The organism is Lentilactobacillus senioris, assembly GCF_026798195.1.
In the GTDB taxonomy this organism is placed as follows: Bacteria; Bacillota; Bacilli; order Lactobacillales; family Lactobacillaceae; genus Lentilactobacillus; species Lentilactobacillus senioris_A.
This window is the reverse complement of the sequence record NZ_JAPQEZ010000004.1, coordinates 186306-210996: the sequence shown is the minus strand read 5'-3', so window position 1 is coordinate 210996 and position 24691 is coordinate 186306. Positions and strand designations below refer to the sequence as shown.

Below are 24691 nucleotides of genomic sequence, written 5' to 3'. Positions count from 1 at the left end.
CATTCACCTTTTTCTACTTCATTAACAGTTTAAGTCCCTGACTCAAGTATTCATCAGTTGTCATTTTAGGTAATTCAGCTAAACTTGGTTGAATTTTTTGCACTTGCTTATCTGTATAACCTAACGCTTTCAATGCTTCTAACGCATCGTTTAGGTCTTGATTATCTGGTTTAACCAACGCGGATTGTTCAGGTGCCAAGAGATCCATTTCAGCACTAAAAATTCCCAACTTACCTTGCAAGTCCAAAATAATTTGTTGCGCGGTCTTCTTGCCAACTCCTGGAAATTTAGTTAAAAATTTCACGTCTTCACTAGCAATAGCGTTAATTAAACCGTTTCGATCATGGCCGGCCAAAATAGCCAAGGCACTCTTAGGACCAATGCCCGAAACTGCGATTAACTTCAAAAATAATTGTTTATCCTCAACATCATGAAAACCATAAAGTAACATCGCATTTTCACTCACCGACTGATAAACGTAAATGCGTTGAATGGTATCAGAAACATCATATTGATATGGATCTGGTGAGTACACCAAAAAACCAATGCCGTGGACGTTAATAACCACCGCGTCAGGGCGCACATTGGTGATCTGACCTTCTAAAAATTCGAACATATTCCGGTTCCCTTCTAAACATACGTTTGCTTATCCGATTGTATCATATTCGTTATCAGCTTGGCGGGATTTATCAGAATTCTTTAGAATCATGTGAATCTTGAATCCGTTTGAACATTTTTTCAATTTCGGTAGTGGTAATTTCCACTAATACTGGTCGTCCATGAGGACAATTATAAGGATTCTCACACTCTGGTAATCGTTCTAAGAGTGCCTTAGCCTGCTGATCATCTAAATGGTGATTAGCCTTAATTGCTCGCTTACAACTCATCATAATAGCGGTTTTTTCACGATAAGCAGCCACCGAAATATGATGGTCAGTTAAAATCCAATCAATCATTTCCCTAACGGTATCCTCTTCTTGCCCCGCCTTAAACCAGGTTGGATGTTCCCTTAAAATAAAACTGTTTTGTCCAAACTCTTCCAAATAAATTCCCAAGGTAGCCAACAATTCTAATCGTTCAGAAATCAGTAAAAAATCTGAAGTAGAATAATCAAGTACGATGGGCACCATTAGCCGCTGTTGGTCATCACTGACTTCTCCGATTGCTTGCCGGTAATATTCATAATTCACCCGTTCTTGGGCGGCATGCTGATCTACCAAATATAAACCACCCTGATTTTCAGTTAGTAGATAAGTTCCGTGTAATTGCCCAATGTATCTTAGCTCAGGAAATTTAGTGGTCTTTGTTTCTTCTGAAAATAACTCCAACTCTTCTGGCTTTATTTTGGGTGCAACCGGTTGTTTTGCAACCAGACTATTTGAAGCAGTCATCTTAGCTACCTGTTCATCAAATCGTTGAATGGTAGGTAGATCTAATTCAGCTTTATTAGTAATAATAATGGGTTCAATACTGGAAGCAGCCATTTTAGATTGTGGCAGTGGCGTCGCACTGTTCGTCAACCCGAAATTTCGTTCCAATGTTGGTTGAGGTCGTGAAATTGCTTGATTAACCTTAGGCTTCGGATCAACCTGAGGAATTCTAACTTGCGGGCTAACAGCTTCAACAATTGCCTGACTAATTAACGTCATAATTTCTTGTTCGTTAGAAATCCGGACTTCCTGCTTAGTAGGATGAACGTTCACATCTACTAGCGCTGGATCTACGGTTACGCTAATCACAGCAATCGGATATCTCCCCACCATCAATTTAGAACCATACCCATCAATAATTGCTCGGCTGAGTTGATAATTACGGATGTAACGTCCGTTTAAAATTAACGACATGTATTTTCGTGAAGCTCGAGTTAATTCTGGTAAGGAGGTGTATCCCTGCACCTTAATTTCCAGATTCTCTTTAGCAATTGGGACTAATTTATTTAAGTTTTTTTGCCCATAAATTGCCCCTAAAACCGCTTCTACCTGTCCTCGACCAGCCGTTCTTAGTAATTCACGACCGTCAGAGGTAAATGAAAAACTAATTTGAGGGTAACTAATAGCCAAACGATTCATCACATCAGTAATTTGCGATAATTCGGTTCCTGGAGATTTGAGGTATTTCAATCTAGCCGGGGTATTATAAAATAACTGATTAACGGTAACCGTAGTTCCTTTTCTAGGAGCAGCGACTCCTTGAGCAATTAGCTTGCCCCCCTTAAATTGAAGTTGGGTCCCAACCTCTCCAGTAGAAGTTTCAATCGTTAAATCAGAAACAGAATTAATACTGGGCAGCGCCTCACCTCTAAAACCTAAAGTTTTAACTCTAAACAAATCTCGTTGTTCGGTAATCTTACTGGTGGCATGACGCAAAAAAGCGGTCTGGACATCGTCGGCAGCGATACCATCACCGTTATCGATGACTTGAATAACCTTTAATCCTGCAGATTCAACATTTACATTAATTTCTGTACTGTTAGCATCAACGGCATTTTCAACCAGTTCTTTAACTACCGAAGCCGGCCGTTCCACCACTTCTCCGGCCGCAATTTGATCAGCTAAGAGGACTGGTAATTCGTGAATCTTAGCCACGTTTAATCACTCGTTTCTTTATTTAACTTCTGTTGCCAACGATAAACTTGATTCATAACCTGCATAGGGGTTTTCCCCATTAAATCTAAATGACGCAAAGAATGCAATACCTGTTCTGTATTTTCATCTAGAGATTGTTCAGCAAATAAGGACATTTGTTGATCTTCCTTTGCTTCTGGCGCAGGAGCAATTGTCATTGTTGGCGTTGGTGTTTGAGTTACGTTAGCGGAAATAGTTTTGGTGGGCTCACTTTCTAATTCTGTCAAAATATTATCTGCTCGATCTAATAAACTAGCTGGTAAACCAGCTAACTTAGCAACGTGAATTCCATAGGATTTATCCACTGGCCCATCTTCAATATGATGCAAAAAGACTAGTTCTCCATTTTGTTCTACCGCCCCTACATGAACATTTTTGAGTTCTGGTAACTCAGTTTCCAACGTCGTTAACTCATGATAATGAGTGGAAAATAACGTTTTAGCATGAATATTATTATGATCGTATTCGATAATGGATTGAGCCAACGCCATTCCATCATAAGTAGCCGTTCCTCGTCCAATTTCATCAAATAAAATTAAACTATTAGCGGTAGCATGTTGCAATGCATTATTAGCTTCCTTCATTTCTACCATGAAGGTACTTTCCCCCGAAATCAAATCATCTGCCGCCCCAATTCGGGTAAAAATTTTATCAAAAATTGGTAAAATTGCTGATTCAGCGGGCACAAAACATCCAATTTGATTCATGATTACGGTTAGCGCCATTTGGCGCATAAAGGTACTTTTCCCTGACATGTTGGGTCCAGTAATCAACAAAATATTAGTATTTTCCGGCATTAAAATATCGTTAGGAATATATTTTTGGTGCCCCATAACCTTTTCGACCACTGGATGCCGACCAGCAATAATTTTAACTTCGTGTTGCTCTGTTAATTCTGGCTTAACAAATCGGTACTCTTCACTGACACTAGCAAAACTTTGTAAAACATCAATTTGAGCGACAATGTCAGCTAATTTTTGAATCCGGTCAATGGATTCTTTAATGGTCTCCCTAATTTTAACGAATAATTCATATTCTAGTGACTGGCTCTTATCTTGAGCTTCTAAGATCAACGTTTCTCTTTCCTTCAACTCCGGAGTAGTAAAACGTTCAGAATTGGTTAGCGTTTGCTTTCGTTGGTAACGATCAGTCGGCACTTTACTTGAATTAGCTTTAGTTACTTCAATATAGTAACCAAATACCCGATTAAAGCCGATTTTTAAGTTATTGATACCTGTATCTTCTCGTTCTTGGGCCTCTAGGTTAGCCAACCACTGCTTGCCATTTTTGCTAGCATCTCGGTAAGAATCTAGCTGATCATTGTAGTTATCTTTAATAACTCCGCCTTCAGTCACTGAAATTGGTGGTTCATCATCAATAGCTTGCTCAATTAAATCGACTAAATCATCTACCGAAATAATATTACGGCTCAGTTCCTTTAAGCTAGATGCCGTGAAGCTGTCCAACGTATGTCTAATCTTAGGCATTTGCTCTAGTGACGTTTTTAATTGAATCAAATCCCGCCCATTAACACTACCAAAAGCAATTCTACTAGCCAACCGTTCTAAATCGTACACTTTGATCAAGTCATCAGTTAATTGATTGCGTTCATAATAGTGGTTTAATAAATCTTCCACAACCTCTTGGCGTTTTGAAATAACTTCGCGATTAACTAAAGGCCGTTCGACCCACTGTTTGAGTTTTCTACCACCCATAGCCGTTTTAGTTTGGTCTAATAACCAGAGTAATGTACCACCTTTTTTAGCGGTACGAATATTTTTAGTTAATTCCAAATTATATTGAGAGTTATGGTCAATTTCTAAGAAGTAATTAGGTTCGTAGGCTACCGCTTTTTTTAAGTGATCTAAACTGCGTTTTTGAGTAGCTCGAACGTATTCTAACAGTTGCGCTAAAACCGTTTTTTGCCCCTCATCATTAATATCTTGACTTAAATAACTGGTCGTAGCAGTAACTTCTGAACTGGAATTATGCGAAATTAGAATGCCTAATTTATTTAATAACTCAGTAACTTCTGCATTGATTTCAGTCGGTAAGACGGTTTCCTTAGTCTGTAAGTTAATAATTTCATTGGTTAATTCATCAAAACTAGCTAAAGTAGTGACTTGTAATTGACCGGTAGCCAAGTCTACATAAGCTAGATCATAGTTCACACCACCATTATCGGTAGTAATTGCGGTTAAGTAATTGTTATCCTTAGCATTTTCTGCGCCAGTATCGACCTGCGTACCAGGTGTAATTAACTGTACCACTTCGCGTTTGACCATTCCCTTAGTTAAGGTAGGATCTTCCATTTGTTCACAAATGGCTACTTTATAACCTTGATCAATTAAAATATCGACATAGTTTTTAACTGCCTTATGGGGCACCCCACACATTGGAATGGGATGTTCAGCATTACGACTTCGGTTAGTTAAAGTTAATTCCATGATTTGAGAGCCTTTAATCGCATCATCATTGAATAGTTCGTAAAAATCTCCCAACCGATAAAACAAGAAAGCATCCGGATACTGATCCTTAATTTGTTGGTACTGTTCCATCATGGGAGTAGTTTCGTTTTTCGCCAAAATACACTTATCCTTTCTTAATTTTCTATTGGATCATCACTTTTAATTATCATATTTTTAATCTTCATTGCATGTCCGTCTTTATCGCTTAAATCAATAACGCAAGCCCCCAAAACAGCATCTCCAGTAGTCACCACGTTAAAACGAACCGGACGCGCGTTTAAGAAACGCGAAAGAACACTTTCTGCTTGCATACCTAATACCCCACCAGTAGGACCGGTCATTCCAACATCACTTAAGAAAGCCGTTCCTTTAGGCAAGATTTGAGCATCATTAGTTTGAACATGGGTATGAGTGCCCACCAATGCAGAAATTTTACCATCTAAGAAAGCCGCCATGGCCATTTTTTCACTGGTAGCTTCAGCATGACAATCAACAAAAATATAATCAACTTCCTTTTGGAGCTTGTCAACCAATTGCTGCAAAATAGTAAAGGGATTATCAATCGTATCTAAAAAGACTCGACCTTGAATGTTAATAACCGCCAACTTAGTATTATTCACGTTAACAATCGTATAACCATTTCCTGGAGCATCTGGATAGTTAGCCGGTCTGATTAACTTAGGAGTATCATCTATGAATTGGTAAATTTCTTCGTTATTCCAAGCATGGTTGCCCAATGTAACCACATCGACTCCCATTCCCATCATTTTTTTAAAAATGGCCTTTGTAATACCGCGACCCTGAGAAGTGGAATTTTCACCATTAACAATCGTTACTTGTGGTTTATATTGCTGCTTAAGACTTCCAATTCGAGACTCAAGCATTTCCATTCCTCGATCGCCAACTACATCACCAATAAATAAAATTCGCATATTTAAGTTACCAATTCTTTCTGTTTAGTAGGTTTCATTGTACCATTTTAATAATAAAAAAAAGACCAGTTTTATCTGATCTTTTACTTTGCGTATTCAACTGAACGAGTTTCTCGAATAACAGTGACCTTAATATGGCCAGGATATTTCATCTCATTTTCAATCTTCTTTTTGATTTTACGAGCCAGTACAACTGACTGGGTATCAGAAATATTATCTGGTTTAGCAATCACTCTAATTTCACGACCCGCTTGAATAGCATAGCTTTTTTCAACATCATCAAAGCTGTCTGAAATCTTCTCCAAACTCTCAAGACGATGAACGTAGCTTTCCAAAGAATCACTATGTTCTCCAGGTCGAGAGATGGTAATTTTTTCAGCAACCGTTACTAATTCTGCAATTATAGATTGTGGTTCATGACCAGCATGATAAGCTTTAATGGCATCTACCACTTCAAAACTTTCATGGTTTTTCTTTACTAAATCGACTCCCAGTTCAACATAGGAACCCTCAGTTCCATTATTAACTGATTTGCCAATATCGTGTAATAATCCTGCACGTTTTGCTAATGTAACATCCTCACCAAGTTCAGCAGCAAAAGCCCCAGTTAGCTTAGCTACTTCAATTGAATGGGCCAACAGATTTTGTCCGTGACCAATTTTAAAGTTTAACATTCCAACATGATTAGTCAATTCTGGCCCCATTGAGTGGATTCCAAGATCAAATAAAGTTTGTTCCCCAATTTCTTGAATTCGTTGGGTCAATTCTTTTTGACTCTTAGCAACCATTTCTTCAATTCGAGCTGGATGAATACGACCATCTTTGATTAATTTTTCCAAAGCCATTTTGGCAACTTCTCTTCTGATTGGATCGAAGCCACTCAAGACGACTGCTTCAGGAGTATCATCAATGATTAAATCAATTCCCGTTAAAGTTTCGAATGTCCGAATATTACGGCCTTCTCTACCAATTATGCGACCCTTCATGTCTTCATTGGGCAACGTTACAACGGAAACGGTAGTCTCAGCAACTACGTCGGCAGCACTTTGTTGAATTGCTTGAACCATTAAGTCCTTCGCATTTTGATCAGCATCTTGTTGTGCTTGACGATAGCTTTCTTTAACCATCTTAGCCCGTTCATCTTCTAACTGTTCACTGGTTTCTGCTAGTAACAAATTACGAGCTTCTTCTTGAGTTAAAGCCGCCACTCGTTGAATTTCGTTTTGTCGTTCTTGAATGAGGGTGTTTGCATCATCTTGTTGCTTTGCAAGATTTTGTCGTTCACGGGACAACTTTTGCTCTTTTCGACTCAATGAACTTTCTCGCTTTTGAAAGGCCGTATCCTTTTTGTCCAACGCTTCTTCACGTTGCAAAAGTCGAGCTTCTTGCTTTTGAATTTCCGTTCTTCGCTGTTTTAATTCTTGTTCCACTTCTGAACGGTATTCATGAGCTTTTTCTTGAGCCGTCAAACTAGCTTCTTTAACCGTATTATCCGCCTGCTTTTGTGCTTCTTTAATAATTCCTTCTGCAGAATCATTAGCAGACTTAATATGGGCTTCAAAATTTTTAGTTTGAATAGCCTTACCAGCAACAAAACTAATAACAATAGCGATGATTGCGAGGATTATTGTAACCATTTCAACTATAGTAGTCACGGTTTTACCTCCACATCATCAAAAAGATTAATTTCTTAATCGGTTTTCAGATTTTTTGATTATTGACACAAGTACTATTTTAATGTTTAAGCCTTACAGTGTCAATCACATAAGCCTATTCATCTGATGATTAAGCAAATAAAAAAGAGATGAAAATTCATCTCTTTACTTATCTTCTAAATTTAGTTGATCAGCATCAACTTTTTTAGCAGTTTTACTGTCTGAAGAATTCTCACTATCGGATTCATCCTCTGGATTAGAAATCCCATACGCTTCCCGTACTTTTTTAAGTACTTCTGCATACATTTCTTTATGGCCTTCTAAATAGGCTTTAGCATTTTCACGTCCCTGACCAATTCGTTCTTCACCGTATGAATACCAAGAACCTGATTTGTTAATGATATCCTTTTCAACTGCCATATCAACTAATTCGCCGGATTGAGAAATTCCGTGACCGTACATAATATCAACTTCAGCTTTTCTAAATGGTGGCGCTACCTTATTTTTAACCACTTTAATCCGAGCTCGGTTACCAATAATATCAGTGCCGTCTTTGATTTGTTCGGAACGTCTTACTTCTAGTCTAATCGTTGAATAAAATTTAAGAGCTCTACCACCAGGAGTAGTTTCTGGATTACCAAACATAACCCCAACTTTTTCCCGAATTTGGTTAATAAAAATCGCAATAGTTTTTGTTTTGTTAATAGTTCCTGATAATTTACGTAGTGCTTGAGACATTAATCGAGCTTGCAAACCAACGTGTTGGTCACCCATTTCGCCTTCAATTTCAGCTCTTGGAACTAAAGCTGCAACGGAGTCCACAACCACGATATCAACGGCTCCACTAGAAACTAAAGCATCTGTAATCTGTAATCCTTGTTCACCAGTATCTGGTTGAGACAATAGTAAATCGTCTATGCTAACTCCTAAGTTAGTTGCATATGCTGGATCCAAAGCATTTTCAGCATCAATATACGCAGCAGTTCCACCACGACGTTGAACTTCAGCAACCGCATGAAGTGCTACAGTAGTTTTACCGGAACTTTCAGGTCCATAAATTTCAACAATTCTACCACGAGGGTAACCACCTACCCCCAAAGCTTCGTCTAATGCAAGCGAACCAGTGGGAATGGTCGAAATTTGAGTATCAGCTTTATCACCCATTCGCATAATAGAGCCCTTACCAAATTCCTTTTCGATGTTCTTTAAAGCTTTATCTAAAGCCGCTTTTCTTTCATCAGCCATTCAAATTCCTCCGTCTTTCTTTCAGAAAGTCTACTTCGTAACTATACAAACATTTGGCATAAAAAGCAAGAAAAAAGCGAACAAAAGTTCGATTTTCATTGTTCGCCGAGTCGCCCTTTATATTAAATTACGAAAAACTTCAGTGGTTAATTTATTTTCCAAAAGAATCAGCAAATACATGTTTGTTCTTGATGAAATAATCAGCTCCGGAGTATACCGTGAAGAACAAGCAAGTGTATAGTAAGATCTGATCCATTGGAATATTAATTAAGTCAAAAATTACATTGTTCATTAACAAGAAAAAGATGGCAAACATCTGTGATACCGTTTTGATTTTACCTGGTAATTGAGCTGCAAAAACTTCTCCATCACTTTCCACAATGATTAATCGAAGACCAGTGACTGCTAATTCACGACAAGCAATGATAGCTGCTACCCATGCTGGCACAGTGTGGGCTGCTACCAAGAAAAAGAATGCAGTAGTCATCAACATTTTATCTGCTAATGGATCGGCAAATTTACCAAAATTAGTAATTAAATGATTTCGTCTAGCAATCTTACCATCCATAACATCAGTCAGAGATGCTACGACAAAAATCAAAGTGCCTAACAATCTGGAAACAGAAATACTTGTTCCTAAAAACATAACATTTCCGCCCAACGACAGTGACATTACTATAATAAAAAATGGAATTAAAATAATTCTAAAAACAGTTAATTTATTTGGTAAATTCATCTAAAACCCCTCCAACAATTATTTAAAGTTCATGGTAATGGTTCGAACTTGGTCGCTTGAACCACTTGCTGGTTGAGCCAACTTAAGTCGTGTTCCATTCACATAAATTTTAATTCCTGGAGCATTCCCTGCATTAATAGATGCCTGGGTTGTGCCCGCAGGAAGCGTAACTTTTTTGGCTTGCCCTTTGGTTTGAGCGGCTTGCCATTTTACAGTACCATTAACACTTAGTGAAGTCCAAGCGCTTGCAGTAGCCTTAATTGTAACTACCTTAGCTTTATTAGAAGTTCCACTAACTGTGTACGTAAGATCGCTACCTGAAACAGTAGTTTTCTTAAATTTAACGACTTTTTTGGTGGTCGTCTTTTTAGTCTTAGTTACCTTTGGTGTGGATGACGAACTAGCTTTTTTGGCTTGGTCAGACCCGGATGAAACCGTTACTTTACTAGTTTCTATCTTGGTTTGAGAAGAATCGTGCGTATTTCTAGCCGCAGCCACCCAGATTGCAATTAAGATCAAAAGGACAACGATCGAAACTGCAACAATTGGAATGTAGTGTCGAATTCGAGAATTACGTTCGTCAACTTTTCGTTGAGCCGAACGACTTTCTGGGTTATCACCATTAACCCGGTCGACATACTCTGCCGAATGGGTATCCGGCAGTTTAGTCTCATACTCACTTAATAATTCATTTCCATTCAAATCCACTGAATCTGCATATTGTTTCACAAAAGCACGAACATAAAACTCACCTGGTAATGCATCAAAATCATCATCTTCAATAGCAATTAAATACCGTTTTTGAATTTTAGTTGCTTTTTGCAAATCATCAAGGGTATAACCCTTAGCAACTCGGGCATCTCGCAAAGTTTTTCCAATCGAACTTTTGTTTACATTTTCTTTGTCGTCGTTCATAACTCTCTCCACACTTTACAATAGTCGTTAAATTTAGTATATCATATGAAAGTTAACAATAATTATAAAGAATCGTAAAAATATTACTACGATTCAATAATTGTTTGTGAAATTTCTGCTTGTTTGAAAAATGGAATACAAATACTAATCAAATCCTGAAAACTCAAGTTAGTTATAATATTTAATTCGTCAAAAACCGAATCAGTTTCGTCACCAAAATCACCAAACTGTGACACAATTGCAGTTTCAGAATCCATCATTTCGATATAATTACCAGTCAATTCCTTTTTCTGGAGCTCAAACTGTTCTTGCATCTTAGGTAATTCAGTAGGAATACTTCGAATTACTTTTTGAAGTTGATCAATCGTCTCTACCGGATTAAGTGCATTTCCTAGTAACATTGCAAAATGAAATCCATCTTCATTTTCAAACTCATAACTAAAGGAATCATCTAACAAGTTAGCTTCATAAAGTTGATTATAAGTTGACGCTGTTTCTGATAAAAATAGATCTAGGGCAATTGAAATGGCAATTTCATACTTAATACCAGCTAATTTTTCTGGCACCGGATCATGCCCTTTTAACCCCAAAGCAAATTTGGGAAAAACTACTGGAGCGGTAATTTTTAATTGAGGAGCTAATTTGCCGGTGAGATTTTGTCTATTTTTTTGAATTTTTGAATCAACGGTTTCCCTAGCCGCAAATGATTCCAAAACAGCATCATAAACTTGTTGGACGTTGATATTGCCTACTACAAGTAAATTCATGTTGCCAGGTTGATAAAAACTTGTATATGCCAAATTTAAGTTATTCTGCGTAATTTGATTTACGGATTCTACTGATCCGGCCACATCATTTTCTAAGGTAGTTTCTTGATACATATTTTCTACCGTGTTAACGTACAACCGATTATCAGGATCATCAGCATACATTCCAATTTCTTGGCTGATAATTCCTTTTTCTTTTGTCACGTTTTCAGTACTAAAATATGGCGTAGTCACAAAACTGACTAATGTCTTAACCACCTCTATCGGATTTTCGACAGTAGATGCTAAATAACTAGTTTTAGTATATGACGTAAAGGCATTACTATCAGCTCCTAAAGCAGCAAATTTTTCAGTAACATCATAACCATCTTTATCAAATAATTGGTGTTCCAAAAAATGAGCAATTCCCGCTGGTTGCGTGACTAGTTTTCCGTCCAATTTAAAGGTACTATCCACGGATCCAAAATTAACGGTTAGTGCCATTGATGTCCTAACATAACCCGGTTGAATAATTACGTGAATTCTAAATCCATTTGGCAATTGCATGGTTCTTACATAATCTTTGTTCATTACTACCCCCGTTATTCAGCTAAACCAATATGAACAGCCTGCAATTTTAACTGCTTAAAAACATTTTGAATATCATTGATTGTTACTGATTTAAGACCTCGTTGCCATAAATCTTCACTCAAATCGGCATCAAAATAATTTAAAAAACTGCGATTAGCTACGGTTCTTAAACTGTCACTACCTGATAAATGTTGATTTAGTAAGCTAGTTTTAGCCGCAATTAACATTTGTTCAGTAAATTCACCATTTTGAAGGTGCTTAACCTGCAACTTAATCAACGCTTGAGCCTGATCTTTATCAGTAGCGGCAATTCCGGTTTGAATCGTTATTCTTCCAGCTAAACTATCATAGTTACTATGAACATCATAAGCCAAACTAGCCTTCTCACGAACGTTCATAAATAGTAATGACTGCATGGAACCGCCTAAAATATAATTACCTAAAAGAGCTGCAAAATACTTCGGATCTCCCCAGTAAACCGGTAAATAACCAGCCATTGATAACGTGGTCTGATCTCCTTGATACTTAGTGACAGATTGATTAACCTCATGTGGAATAAAATTAACCCGGAGGTTAGGAACGCCTGTAGTTAAATTATCACTTAAAGTTTGATTTAATTTGGTCTGCCCTAATAATGATTGTAATTTTACTTCTGGTAAATCACCAGCAGCAATAGCTATCACTTGATCATTTTGAAAAACTTCTTGATAGTAAGAATACAAAGAGCGACTATCTACTGCTCTAATTTGAGCTGGAGTTCCTAAAATATATTCGCCATTATCATCTTTTGTTCCGTAAAATAATTTACGAACTAATAGTGCACTTTGAAAAGCATGATCTTCATCAATAGTTTCCACGTAGTGAGCTAAATTATCCTGCCGCCGTTTAAACACATCATCATTAAATCGACCATTATTTACTAAAGGTTCGCTAATCATTTGATCCAAAAAAGCGATGATTTCTGGTAGTAGATCCGCTTGATTAGGTAAGAACTTGCTGTTAGCAAATGAAATTTTAAATTGTAATACATTTTGACTGCCCAATCTTAAGACACTTACTCCAAAGCTTGCCCCATACAAATAAGATAATTTTTGAGCCACTGCCTGTTCACTGGGTAACAATTGAGAGAAATTGCCTAACATTTCTGCTAATAAAGCCCTCTTGGCCAAATTATCAGCCTTGAGGGGTTCGATAAAGTTAATATAAAGAATATTATTTTTAAATTTGGTACTTTCCTGTGCTTTTAATTGAAAATGTAAATTATTTTGCATTAATTTTACCATCGGTTGTTGTTATTAAAGGTGAGGAAGCTGTGTTGCCAAACCATTTGTGATTAATTTTAGCTAATTCACCTGACTTAGCTAACCGATTTAACCCTTGATTAATTTTTTGTTGTAATACTGTGTTGCCCTTTTTAATTCCTACCCCATAATATTCCATTGGATAATTGGTATCAATAACTTTGTAACTACTTTTGTCTTTTTGATGATTAATATAGTAGTTGGCATACACACTATCAATTAATAATCCTTGAATTCTTCCAGCGTTAAGATCTAAAAACGCATTAGTAAACGAATCATATTGAACTGAATCTTGATCTTTTACTTGATTCTTTAGTAACTGTGGATATTTATCAAAGTCTAATGCTCCCGCTGATCCTGATTGAAGTCCCAATACTTTTTCATTCATTTGCTTTAAAGTATTAATTTTAGAATTTGTTTTAGTGACCAAAACTTGCTTATTTTGGAGGTAAGGCTCACTAAACATTAATACTTTTTTGCGTTGATTATTAATCGAAAAACCATTCCAAATTAAATCAATTGTCCCATTTCGTAATTCGGTAACGTTCATAGACCAGTCAATTGATTGAAAATCAACTTTTAAGTTATATTGTTTAAAAACCGCCTTGGCTAAGTCAACATCATAACCACTAATAGTTCCGTTACGCTGTTGAAATCCCATGGGAACAAAACTATCATCTAATCCAATCACTACCGTCCCACGTCTTTGAATATTATTCCATTCAGCTTGGCCGTTATCTACCTGATTAGCAGAACGGCTTAACTTAGCACACCCTCCTAATACTACTAACATACTAATAACAAGGAGTCCCAGCCAGTATCGAAAGATTTTTTTCATTTTTTCACCTAACTTAGTGCTTCCACTCTCATAATCTTATCTGCAACGTTTTCGGCAAAATCCATATCATGAGTAACTACAATTTGGGTCATTCCGGTTTGTTTAAGATCAGTAATGACTTGGCCCACTTCCTGTCGTAAAGCCGGGTCTAGTGCAGATGTCGGTTCATCATAACATAAAATTTTAGGATTCATCGCCAGCGCTCTAACTATGGCTACTCGTTGTTTTTGTCCACCAGATAATTGATAAGGATATAATTGGTCTTTATTTTCTAATCCCAGTCGTTTTAATAACTTTAGAGCTTGCTCAGTTACTTCTTTAGGATCCATTTTTTTAACCAGTTGGGGCGCTAGAGTAATATTTTTTAAAACCGTTAAGTTAGGAAATAATTGGTAATCTTGAAAAACAGCTCCAATAATTGATTGGCTTTTTTTCTTATCGCTAGGAATAAATTCCTGATCATTCCAGTAAAATTTACCACTATCTGGTTTATCTAAACCCGTAATACAACGAAGCAAAGTAGTTTTCCCCGCTCCTGAAGGGCCCACAATAGCCAAAATTTCATCATCAGCCACCGTCATGGACAGATCATTAATAATGATTCTACCATCAAACTGTTTCGTTAAGTTCTTAATTTCTAACATGATATTCCTCCTAACGCCAAACATTTGCCCGTTTTTCAATCATTCTTAATGCTAAGGTGCATACTGCCGTTAACAGCAAGTAAATAATCCCTACCAAAATTAATGGTACTAAAGTAACATCTCTAGCAGTTGCAATATTTCCTGCTCTTAAAAGGTCTCCTAATCCAATTACGTAAACCAGTGAAGAATCCTTGATTAAGTTAATAACCTCATTTCCTACTGATGGCAATACAATTTTAAAAACTTGAGGAATTACAATATAGCGGATAGTTTGCCAATAACTCAGCTCTAGCATCTTAGCAGCCTCAAACTGTCCTCTGGGTACCGATTGAAATCCACCTCGGAAAATTTCACCAAAATAAGCAGCGTAATTTAATACGAAGGCGATTAGCGCTGCATCATATCGAGGAAATACAATGCCGATTAATGGTAAGCCGTAAAAAATAAAAATTAATTGTAATAGTAACGGTGTTCCCCGCATTAACCAAACATAAAAATCTAAAAGCCATTTTAAGGGTTTAATTTTACTAATTAACCCTAACCCGATTATTGCCCCCAAAGGAATAGCAATAATGATGGTAGTAAAAAAGATTGATAATGTCATTTTGGTGCCGGCTAATAATGCCGGTAATATTGAAAGAATATAGTCCATTGTTTCATCTCCTAAATAAAAAAATCCTCTTAAACTAATAGTTTAAGAGGACGAGTTATCGCGGTGCCACCTCAGTTTATGATCAATTCACACTGATCATCTCTGTGAGTTTAGTAATAAAAATAAAAATCCTCTTGATCAGATAACTGACCAAGAGGACGATTTTAATCGTGGTTCCACCCCAACTGCGTTAATTATTCACATAATTAACCTCAACGAGTTTATTACTAAACTTCAACAATAACGTGTTCAACGATTTTTCCTACTGCATTTTCAGAAAAATTACTCCCGGATGTGCAGTGTAGCAATCACTAATCTCATTTTCAGCTTTCTGAGACTCTCTGTTAGCAATGTACTAAACCATTCCGATCTAAGTAGATTAGTTATTTAATTAAGATAATCATAATGATCAACGCCTAATTCGTCAAGTCTTTTTTAGCTACGTTTAAACCAACCGGTTACTCGTTGCCAGAAACTTGGGTGTTGTTCCACATCCAAGCTCATTAGAGGAACTGATTCGCCTTCCAGTCTTCTAGCTATATCTCGATAACCTTGACCTGCCAAATTATTAGGATCTAATACGACTGGTTCACCCTGATTAGAGGTTGTAATAACTTCATCATCATCAACGATAATCCCTAACAATTCGACACCTAAATGATGGGTAATTTCATCAACGTCCATTACAGAACCATCAGCCATCATATGTTTGCGAATTCTGTTAATAATCAAATGAGGTTGTTCCTGTAAAGGATGTTGTTCTAATAAGCCGACTACCCGATCAGCATCTCTAACGGCAGAGATTTCTGGGGTAGTAACAATAATAGCACTATCAGCTCCAGCAATAGCATTCATAAAACCTTGTTCAATCCCAGCCGGACAATCAATTAAAACATAATCAAAGTCTGGCTTCAAGTCGTTTACGATATCCATTACTTGATCTTCATTTAATGCATCTTTGTCAGTATTTTGAGCTGCAGGCAATAAATAAAGTAGGTCATCAAACCGTTTATCCTTTACCAACGCTTGGCCTAACTTAGCCCTACCGTCTGCAACATCGACAATATCGTACATGATTCGGTTATCTAATCCTAAAACAACGTCTAGGTTTCTAAGCCCCAAATCTAAATCAATAAGACAAACTCGTTTGCCCATCATTGCTAAAGCCGTTCCAATATTAGCAGTAGAGGTAGTTTTACCAACTCCTCCCTTTCCGGACGTAATCACATATGCCTTACCCATTGATGGTTCCTCCAATCTGATTAAAGAACTTAGGACTAATTTGTTTTAAATCCTCAAGCTCACCAAAAGCTAATGTATGTAGGTCATTTACGTAAATGACCGTGTTAGTTTTGATTTTACTACGTGTTGAATCATCTAAAATTTCGAACTGTTCTCCAATTCGAACCTGTTGCGCTGTTTTAATATCCCCGATAACAAATTTTGATTCGATATTAGGAAAGCCGGCTTGAATAATTCCCTCAACTGTTCCCATCACAAAGATATTACCACTGACAAAAAGTTTTCCCCCTTGGTGAATCTGGCCCAAAAATAAAACATCCCCTTCAACATTTACTTCTTGGCCGTTTCGAATTACTCGATCTAATATGTGGACGTTTTCTAGATCTTTCATTCGTTGCGCTTTTTCCTTCGTAATTACATTAGCTATCACTTTATGAATAGAAAAAAGCTGGTAGTTAGCAAATAGGTTTTCTAATCTTTGGCGCTGAGCAGAAGTTAGTAACCGATTACCAGTAATTATATCAAATGTAATATGTTTGTCAGACGTTGCCATCTGAGTTTTAAGGCCGTCTAAAATTTTTTCTAAATTCTCAAACGCTATATCCATAGCAGCCTGATCATTCAAAATAATTTCGTAACCATCTTGCGTCCCCTTAAGTGTTGCTGCTTCCATCCTTTAAGCTCCTTCTTAACGGTTAAACGCACGATAAAGGCGTTCAATCGGAAAGTACAAAATTGCGAACAGCACTAAATTTAATGCTAGTGTTGGCGCTAAAATATTAACTAAAAAATCAGCCATTGAAATATCTACTATGCCCACTATTACGTTAGCTAGGCAGCTAATCCCTTCAACTAAGGTAATCATAATGAAATAAACCAAAAAGCTACTGAAGAAATTAGGAGGTAAGCTTTCAAATATTAACCGACCTAAATAGATAACTAGTGGAAAAATAAATACAAATACACCCAAAAGCCCGGTGTAATACATATCAAAAACAAACCCAATCACTGCGGCCCATAATCCAATATGTAGAGAACTTCTCTCAATAAAGATCATGCTTAACATTAACCATAAAACGGTTAAATAAGGTACCATCGCGTTAGGATAAGCATACAGCCCACTGGAAAAAACTAAACTTACCGATCCATCTAGGAAAAACATTAAAACTAAACCTACAAAAAAGATTAACTCTACCGGAATTCTTCTTTTCATGGGTTAATTCACCCCCGAATTCCTTACGGCTACCGAAACAACTTCGATATCATTTAAGTTAGCTGCTGGAGTTATATATACTTTTTTAGCTAAGCCATAGTCATCTTCCGTTACTTTGGCCACCGTTCCGACATAAATGCCTTTGGGCATAACACCGCCTAATCCACTAGTCGCCACTTTGTCGCCTTTTTTGAGTTTTGCCTTAGAAGTAACATTGCCCATTGTAATTTGATTGCTAGTTCCATCATAGGACGTAATAATTCCGTTAACCACTTTTCCAGCACTATTAATAATTTGAACAGCAAAACGATTAGAATTTTGAGAAGTATTAGAAACCAAGACTACCTTACTATTGGTTTTATTAACTTCAGAAATCGTTCCAATTAAACCTTTACCTGCAATAACAGGCATATTCTTTTTGATGCCAGCTGCTTGCCCTTTATTAATAATAATTTGGCTATTCCAAGATGACGGTGTTCTTGTAATTACCGCCGCATTAATCTTGCTATAATTAGTTAACGTGTTACCAACCTTAGCTTGCCGCTTTAGTTGCTTGTTTTCTTTAGTTAAGATTTGATCCTTAACTTTAGTCTGTGTGAGTTGATTAACTTGTGATTTAAGTTGCTGATTTTCTTCATAGGTATTTAGCAAATTTTTAATTGAAACAAATCCATGATGAATACCATTCATTGGCGTTGCCACAATATTATCAGCAAACCCCACAATGTCATTGCCAAATTGTTGGACAACCGGCGGCGTACTGCGCTTATTTCTAACGGCAACTGACACAGTCATCAACCCGAAACTAATGATTAAACAAATAATAACAATCACTAGTTTTCGATTTGAGAAAAATTTTTGCATTGTTGCCTCCATCGTTTGTGTTTCTTAATTTAGAAATTGAATTATTGTTTCTTCTTCATAACTTCGATACTTTTCAGGGATTCTCCGGTACCGATAGCAACACAATCTAAAGGATCATTGGCAATTGAAACAGGTACTTGTGTGGCATCAGCAATAACTTCAGCAAAGTTACGCAATAATGCCCCACCACCAGTCAACACAATTCCGTGATCAATAACGTCAGCAGCAATTTCAGGTGAAGTTTCTTCTAAAGTTTCCTTAACGGTTTCAATAATTTCATTCAAGCCTTCACTTATTGCCTTATTGACGTCTTCACCATTCACTTCAACAGTGGTTGGTAATCCTGAAACTAAATCACGACCTCGAACTGGTACCGCTGCAATTTCTTTAGCGGCTTCTTTGGATGCTGAACCAATATCCCACTTCAATTGTTCTGCTGTTCGTTCACCAATTAACAAATTGTAATTTTGACGAACATATTGTGCGATAGAATCATTAAGCTTATCCCCGGCCATTCGCACAGAACGACTAGAAACAATCCCACCTAAAGAAATGGTAGCAACATCAGTAGTTCCACCACCTATATCAACTACCATGCTACCAGTAGGATCCATAACTGGTAGTCCCGCACCAATAGCGGCAGCAAAAGGTTCTTCGATTACATAAGCATCTCTTGCACCAGCTACGCGTGTAGCATCAATCACTGCTCGTTTTTCTACTGCAGTAATTCCAGTAGGAACACAAACCATAACAAATGGCTTGCCAGATCCTTTACCAATCGCTTTTTCAATAAAGTATTTCATCATTGAAACGGTGGTATCGTAATCAGCAATTACTCCGTCCTTCATAGGCCGAACAGCCTGAATACTACCAGGAGTTCTTCCAATCATGTCGCGAGCTTCAGCACCTACAGCGATAATTTCACCGGTTTTGGTACTCTTGGCAACTACGGATGGCTCTCTTAATACGATTCCCTTTCCATCAACGTATACAATCGTATTGGCAGTCCCTAGGTCTATTCCAATATTTTTATTTCCAAGTCCAAACAAGTTATTCATCCCTTCATCATCACATTTTTTAAATGTCGGTTTAATATCTCTATATTAGTTTAACGAAACAAGTATATCATACCGACATGATAAATAAATAGTTGGTAAACAAACTGATTGCGATTTAATGGATTATTTAACTAACCACTTTCGCACATCAGAGATAAAGTATAACGAACCGGTTACTAAAATGACTTTATCTGGTTGATTTTTCATTAATTCAGCTAATCCCGTTTGCCAATTTTCCATCACATGAACCCGTTTGGAATTTAATGATTGGGCCAACTTAGTGATAGATGAAACTTGTCGATTTTTGGGTGCATTAAACGTCGTTAAATATAGTTCTACGTTTTCAACCGTTAATAGCTTAGACATCATTTTTTTCACCTGCTTATCAGCTAAAACCGCAGCTAAAATCGAAATTGGTTCCTTGGCAAACTGAGTTTTAAGAGTGGAGACTAACGCTTCGATCGCTGGTATATTGTGAGCCCCATCGATTATTACTTTTGGTCGTTGTTGAATAACTTCAAACCTTCCAGGCCAGGTAGCCATCTGAATTCCTCTTTTGACCTCTGCCGTCGTAAAAAGCTTCTGTTGTTGTCGTTGATAAAGCTCAAAAGCCTGAATTGCTGTTACTGCATTGTCTACTTGGTAGGTCCCAATCAATTGTGTTTTGATTTGGTTGATGCTTATTTGCTCATTTATAAAATCAAATTGTTCACCACTTTGGGTCTCTACCACATTTTGGTAATTAAATTCTCGGCCTAATTGACTTACCGGAGCGCCATTTTGTTCTGCTACCTTCAAAATAGCAGCCGTTGCTTCCGTTCCAATATTTCCAACCACTACTGGAACCCCTGGTTTAATAATTCCGGCCTTTTGAATAGCAATTTCAGTCAATGTATTACCTAAAATTTGCATATGATCATAACCTATTGTCGTAATAATGGATAATGCCGGTGTGAGAACGTTAGTTGAATCATATAACCCACCAATTCCAACTTCCACAATCACTACATCTACAGGATGGCTAGCAAAATAAATAAACATCATCGCAGTAACAATTTCAAATTCAGTGGGGCCACCTTCAGGAAGTTCTTGATCCAATTGATCCACAATGGGTTTTACTTTTCTGGCCAATTCCGTCACTTCAGCATCCGTAATCGGAATTCCATTAACACTAATTCGTTCGTTGAATTTAATCAAAAACGGCGAAGTAAAGGTTCCTACGGTTAAATTTTGTTGTTCAAATAAAGATCTCAGAAAGGCTACCGTCGAACCTTTGCCATTAGTTCCCGCTACATGAATCGGTCTAATTTTAGTTTGAGGATCTCCCAGCAAGTCCATAAATCGTTGCATACGTTTTAAGGTTGGGATTTTTTTAAATTTCCCCCGACCATGAATAAACGCTAGAGCATCTTCATAAGTGTTTATCATTTCAATGTTGCTCCTCTCAAAAAAGGCCCGCACGGCGCTTTTACCGTACGAGCCTTTCATCGTTACATTTGAGCTTTAATTTGGGCTAAACGATCATTAGCAGCTTGTAATTTAGCTTGGTAGTCAGCTAAACTTTCTTTTTGCTTAGCAACAACGGCTTCAGGAGCATTAGCAACAAATTTTTCGTTACCCAACTTCTTTTCAGCACGTTGAACTTCACTTTCAAACTTAGCTACTTCTTTTTCTAATCTTGCCACTTCATCATTTAAGTCAACTAATTCAGCTAATGGAATATAAACCGTAGCATCGGTAATCACGCTTGAAAATGCCAAAGTTGGAATGTCCAGTTCTTCACTAGTTCCTACTTCTAATTTTTCTGCATGACAGAAACGGTTAATATAAGTCCAGTTATCGTTAAAGATTTGAGCCACTTCTTCACTATCAGTTTGGACCAACAAATCAATCGCAGATGACATTGGGGCATTAGCCTCTGATCGAATATTACGAACTGATTTGATTAATTCAATCAATAGTTGCATTTGTTTTTCAGCAGCTACGTCTTTAAATTCATCATGAACCACTGGATAATCAGCAGTTACTAATGATTCTCCCACGTGTGGCATACTGAGCCAAACTTTTTCGGTGACAAAAGGCATGATTGGGTGTAATAAGCGTAAAGTTTGATCTAATACGTATGCCAAAATATTTTGGGTGTTTTTCTTTTGTTGTTCATCGTCACCTTGTAAGGTTGCCTTACTCATTTCGATATACCAATCACAGAAATCATTCCAAATAAAGTCATATAATGCCCGACCAGCTTCACCAAAGTTATACTTGTCAAATTCACGAGTAACGTGGTCTACAGTTTCATTCAAGCGACTCAAGATCCAGCGATCAGATAATTGCCATTGATCCTTAGCTGGTAATTCTGGTTTATCAACGCCGTCCAAGTTCATGATTACGTAACGACTGGCATTCCAGATTTTATTAATAAAGTTCCAGGCAGCATCCATTTTATCGTAGCTGAAACGTAAATCTTGACCTGGAGTTGTTCCGTTAGATAAGAACCACCGCAAAGCATCAGCCCCATACTTTTCGATTACGTCCATTGGATCAATTCCGTTCCCCAATGATTTGGACATCTTGCGTCCCTGTTCATCACGAATTAAACCATGGAGTAAGACATCTTTAAATGGTCGTTTTCCAGTAAAGTTAAGGCTTTGGAAGATCATTCGAGAAACCCAGAAGAAGATAATATCGTAACCAGTAACTAAAGTATTAGTTGGGAAATAACGCTTAAAGTCAGGATCATCAACATCTGGCCAACCCATAGTTGAAAATGGCCAAAGAGCAGATGAGAACCAAGTATCCAATACGTCAGGATCTTGTTGCCAGTTTTCAATGTTTTCTGGAGCTGTTTCACCAACGTAAGTTTCACCAGTTTGTTTATTATACCAAGCAGGAATTTGATGGCCCCACCATAGTTGACGAGAAATAACCCAATCATGAATGTTTTCCATCCAATGGTTAAATGTCCCTTCAAATCGTTCTGGGACAAAGTTAACTTTGTCTTCAGTGTTTTGATTATCCAATGCCATTTTAGCTAATGGTCCCATCTTAACGAACCATTGAGTAGAAAGTCGAGCTTCTACTTGGACTCCGGTTCGTTCTGAATGGCCTACCGAATGCACAATTGGATCAATGTTAATCATTAAGTCTTGATCTTGTAGATCTTTAACAATTGCTTTTCTAGCTTCAAAACGATCCATACCTTCATACTTACCAGCGTTTTCGTTCATGGTGGCATCTTCGTTCATGGTATTAATTCGTTCTAAGTCATGGCGGTTACCAACTTGAAAATCGTTAGGGTCGTGAGCAGGAGTAATTTTAACCATCCCAGTTCCAAACTCTGGATCAACATATTGATCAGCAATGATTGGCACTTCACGATTTACTAATGGAACCACAACCTTCTTACCCACTAATTCTTTGTAGCGTTCATCACTAGGGTGGACAGCAACAGCAACGTCACCCATCATAGTTTCTGGACGAGTGGTAGCAATTTCAATATAGTCCTTGCCATTGAACGTTACGCCGTCAGCAAATGGATACTTAACGTGGTAGAAAGCACCTTCATCGTCTTGGTGAATTACTTCAATATCTGATAATGCAGTCCGGGCTTGCGGATCCCAGTTGATGATGTATTCACCACGGTAAATTAAACCTTTATTATAAAGATCAACAAACACTTTAGTAACGGCCTTTGAAAGACCTTCATCTAAGGTAAACCGTTCGTGACCATAATCTAGGGATAAGCCCATCTTAGCCCATTGAGCATGAATGGTAGCAGCGTATTCGTCCTTCCATTCCCACACTTTATCAACGAATTTTTCGCGACCTAAGTCATAACGACTAATTCCCTGTTCCTTTAATCGGGCTTCAACTTTAGCTTGGGTAGCAATACCGGCATGATCCATCCCTGGTAACCAGAGAGTATCAAATCCTTGCATCCGTTTTTGCCGGATAATCATGTCTTGTAATGTTGTATCCCAAGCATGACCTAGATGTAGCTTCCCAGTTACATTAGGGGGTGGCAAAACGATAGAATAAGGTTTTGCTTTTTGATCTCCACTGGGTTTAAATAAATCTTCGTCTAACCAACGTTGGTATTGCCCAGCTTCAACTTCTGTTGGGTTGTACTTAGTTGACATATCAACTTCTTTAGTCATATGGTCACTTTCCTTTCCAAAATAAAAACACTCCGTCCAAACATATAGGACGAAGTGCTCGCGGTACCACCTAAATTGAGTTAAAAAACTCCACTTAATTAATCATTGTTAACGGCCGATTAAACCGTGCTAAATTGCAAAAGCTCACAAGCTACCTTCAACCAGTTCTTCGGAAAATTCACAGCAGCCATTTTCTTTCTGGGCAGAGACCTGGTTTACTCCTCTTGTTCAACGCTTCAAGACAAATTTAATTCTAACCAAAAATTTCTTAATCGTCAACACGCCGTTGAGCGATTTGATTTAATGCAGCTAAGGCTTCCTTGTAATCAGGTTCATCATGTAATTCAGGAACAATTTGTCGGTATACAATCTTGCCAGTTTGATCAACTAAGAAAATTGTCCGAGCTAGAGTACCGTTATTAGGTAAATAAACCTTCATTGCGTAACCTAAAGATAACTCTTCATCAGAGAGTAACTTTAAATTAGCTACTCCTTCAGCAGCACACCAATCCCGTTGTTGTTCAATTGTATTGTTTGATACGGTGATAAACCGTGCATCTGGATACATATCAGCTTCTTTGTTAAAACGCTTGGTTTCTAAACTACAAACCGGGGTATTAATGTCAGGAACAGTTGATAACATAGTAATCCTACCAATAATGTCCGCAGTTTTCACCCAGTTGCCTTCAGCATTTTGTACTTTAAACTTTGGTAATTGGTCTCCTACTTCTGGGGGATTACCAAATAATGATTCACTTTGACCACCGATAGTAATTTGCATGCCAGTTCACTCCTTATTGCCTTTAATTA

The 24691-nt window shown here is 37.5% G+C and carries 20 protein-coding genes, 1 pseudogene and 2 other annotated features; all 21 genes and pseudogenes read right to left on the bottom strand.

Going from position 1 to position 24691, the window contains the following annotated elements; all coding sequences use genetic code 11:
* Positions 1-13 precede the first annotated feature (13 nt).
* The 21 genes and pseudogenes from ruvA to OXT66_RS07080 all read right to left on the bottom strand — a co-directional run bounded on the left by ruvA (position 14) and on the right by OXT66_RS07080 (position 24662).
* The gene (gene ruvA, locus OXT66_RS07180; protein ID WP_268596683.1) at positions 14-616 is read right to left on the bottom strand and encodes a Holliday junction branch migration protein RuvA; all 603 of its coding nucleotides are present in this window, start codon (positions 614-616) and stop codon (positions 14-16) included.
* 73 nt (positions 617-689) lie between these two features.
* Positions 690-2585, bottom strand: a complete 1896-nt coding sequence (gene mutL, locus OXT66_RS07175; RefSeq protein ID WP_268596682.1) for a DNA mismatch repair endonuclease MutL — start codon at positions 2583-2585, stop codon at positions 690-692.
* A 2-nt stretch (positions 2586-2587) separates the two neighbouring features.
* Positions 2588-5209, bottom strand: a complete 2622-nt coding sequence (gene mutS, locus OXT66_RS07170; RefSeq protein ID WP_268596681.1) for a DNA mismatch repair protein MutS — start codon at positions 5207-5209, stop codon at positions 2588-2590.
* Between the two features lie 17 nt (positions 5210-5226).
* A complete protein-coding gene (locus OXT66_RS07165) occupies positions 5227-6024 on the bottom strand; it encodes a TIGR00282 family metallophosphoesterase (protein WP_268596680.1) in 798 nt (265 codons plus the stop codon).
* An 83-nt stretch (positions 6025-6107) separates the two neighbouring features.
* Positions 6108-7661 (bottom strand): ribonuclease Y, encoded by a 1554-nt coding sequence (rny, locus tag OXT66_RS07160; protein WP_268596716.1) that lies wholly within the window; start codon positions 7659-7661, stop codon positions 6108-6110.
* 183 nt (positions 7662-7844) lie between these two features.
* Entirely contained in the window at positions 7845-8924 is a 1080-nt protein-coding gene (gene recA, locus OXT66_RS07155) for a recombinase RecA (RefSeq protein WP_268596679.1), read from the bottom strand.
* Between the two features lie 151 nt (positions 8925-9075).
* The gene (gene pgsA, locus OXT66_RS07150; protein ID WP_268596678.1) at positions 9076-9660 is read right to left on the bottom strand and encodes a CDP-diacylglycerol--glycerol-3-phosphate 3-phosphatidyltransferase; all 585 of its coding nucleotides are present in this window, start codon (positions 9658-9660) and stop codon (positions 9076-9078) included.
* A gap of 24 nt (positions 9661-9684) precedes the next feature.
* A pseudogene (locus tag OXT66_RS07145) lies at positions 9685-10575 on the bottom strand (helix-turn-helix domain-containing protein); the annotation flags it as partial.
* Between the two features lie 86 nt (positions 10576-10661).
* A complete protein-coding gene (gene yfmH, locus OXT66_RS07140; protein ID WP_268596677.1) occupies positions 10662-11912 on the bottom strand; it encodes an EF-P 5-aminopentanol modification-associated protein YfmH in 1251 nt (416 codons plus the stop codon).
* Between the two features lie 11 nt (positions 11913-11923).
* Positions 11924-13183 (bottom strand): EF-P 5-aminopentanol modification-associated protein YfmF, encoded by a 1260-nt coding sequence (gene yfmF / locus OXT66_RS07135; protein WP_268596676.1) that lies wholly within the window; start codon positions 13181-13183, stop codon positions 11924-11926.
* Positions 13173-14051: an amino acid ABC transporter substrate-binding protein gene (locus tag OXT66_RS07130; protein WP_268596675.1), complete on the bottom strand. Its 879-nt coding sequence runs from the start codon at positions 14049-14051 to the stop codon at positions 13173-13175. The genes yfmF and OXT66_RS07130 overlap by 11 nt, the downstream gene beginning before the upstream one ends.
* Positions 14052-14059: 8 nt before the next feature.
* Entirely contained in the window at positions 14060-14695 is a 636-nt protein-coding gene (locus tag OXT66_RS07125) for an amino acid ABC transporter ATP-binding protein (RefSeq protein WP_268596674.1), read from the bottom strand.
* 10 nt (positions 14696-14705) lie between these two features.
* A complete protein-coding gene (locus OXT66_RS07120) occupies positions 14706-15347 on the bottom strand; it encodes an amino acid ABC transporter permease (RefSeq protein WP_268596673.1) in 642 nt (213 codons plus the stop codon).
* A 43-nt stretch (positions 15348-15390) separates the two neighbouring features.
* Positions 15391-15729, bottom strand: a binding site (T-box leader).
* A 53-nt stretch (positions 15730-15782) separates the two neighbouring features.
* Entirely contained in the window at positions 15783-16589 is an 807-nt protein-coding gene (minD, locus tag OXT66_RS07115; protein ID WP_268596672.1) for a septum site-determining protein MinD, read from the bottom strand.
* Complete coding sequence (locus OXT66_RS07110) at positions 16582-17262, bottom strand: septum site-determining protein MinC (RefSeq protein WP_268596671.1); 681 nt, start codon at positions 17260-17262, stop codon at positions 16582-16584. The genes minD and OXT66_RS07110 overlap by 8 nt, the downstream gene beginning before the upstream one ends.
* 15 nt (positions 17263-17277) lie before the next feature.
* On the bottom strand, positions 17278-17802 hold the full coding sequence (gene mreD, locus OXT66_RS07105) for a rod shape-determining protein MreD (RefSeq protein WP_268596670.1): 525 nt from the start codon (positions 17800-17802) through the stop codon (positions 17278-17280).
* A gap of 3 nt (positions 17803-17805) precedes the next feature.
* A complete protein-coding gene (mreC, locus tag OXT66_RS07100) occupies positions 17806-18666 on the bottom strand; it encodes a rod shape-determining protein MreC (RefSeq protein WP_268596669.1) in 861 nt (286 codons plus the stop codon).
* 41 nt (positions 18667-18707) lie between these two features.
* Positions 18708-19715: a rod shape-determining protein gene (locus tag OXT66_RS07095; RefSeq protein WP_327059005.1), complete on the bottom strand. Its 1008-nt coding sequence runs from the start codon at positions 19713-19715 to the stop codon at positions 18708-18710.
* Positions 19716-19847: 132 nt separating this feature from the next.
* Positions 19848-21152 (bottom strand): bifunctional folylpolyglutamate synthase/dihydrofolate synthase, encoded by a 1305-nt coding sequence (locus OXT66_RS07090; RefSeq protein ID WP_268596667.1) that lies wholly within the window; start codon positions 21150-21152, stop codon positions 19848-19850.
* A 62-nt stretch (positions 21153-21214) separates the two neighbouring features.
* Complete coding sequence (locus OXT66_RS07085; protein ID WP_268596666.1) at positions 21215-23881, bottom strand: valine--tRNA ligase; 2667 nt, start codon at positions 23879-23881, stop codon at positions 21215-21217.
* A 42-nt stretch (positions 23882-23923) separates the two neighbouring features.
* Positions 23924-24122, bottom strand: a binding site (T-box leader).
* 27 nt (positions 24123-24149) lie between these two features.
* Positions 24150-24662, bottom strand: a complete 513-nt coding sequence (locus OXT66_RS07080) for a peroxiredoxin (protein WP_268596665.1) — start codon at positions 24660-24662, stop codon at positions 24150-24152.
* Positions 24663-24691 lie beyond the last annotated feature (29 nt).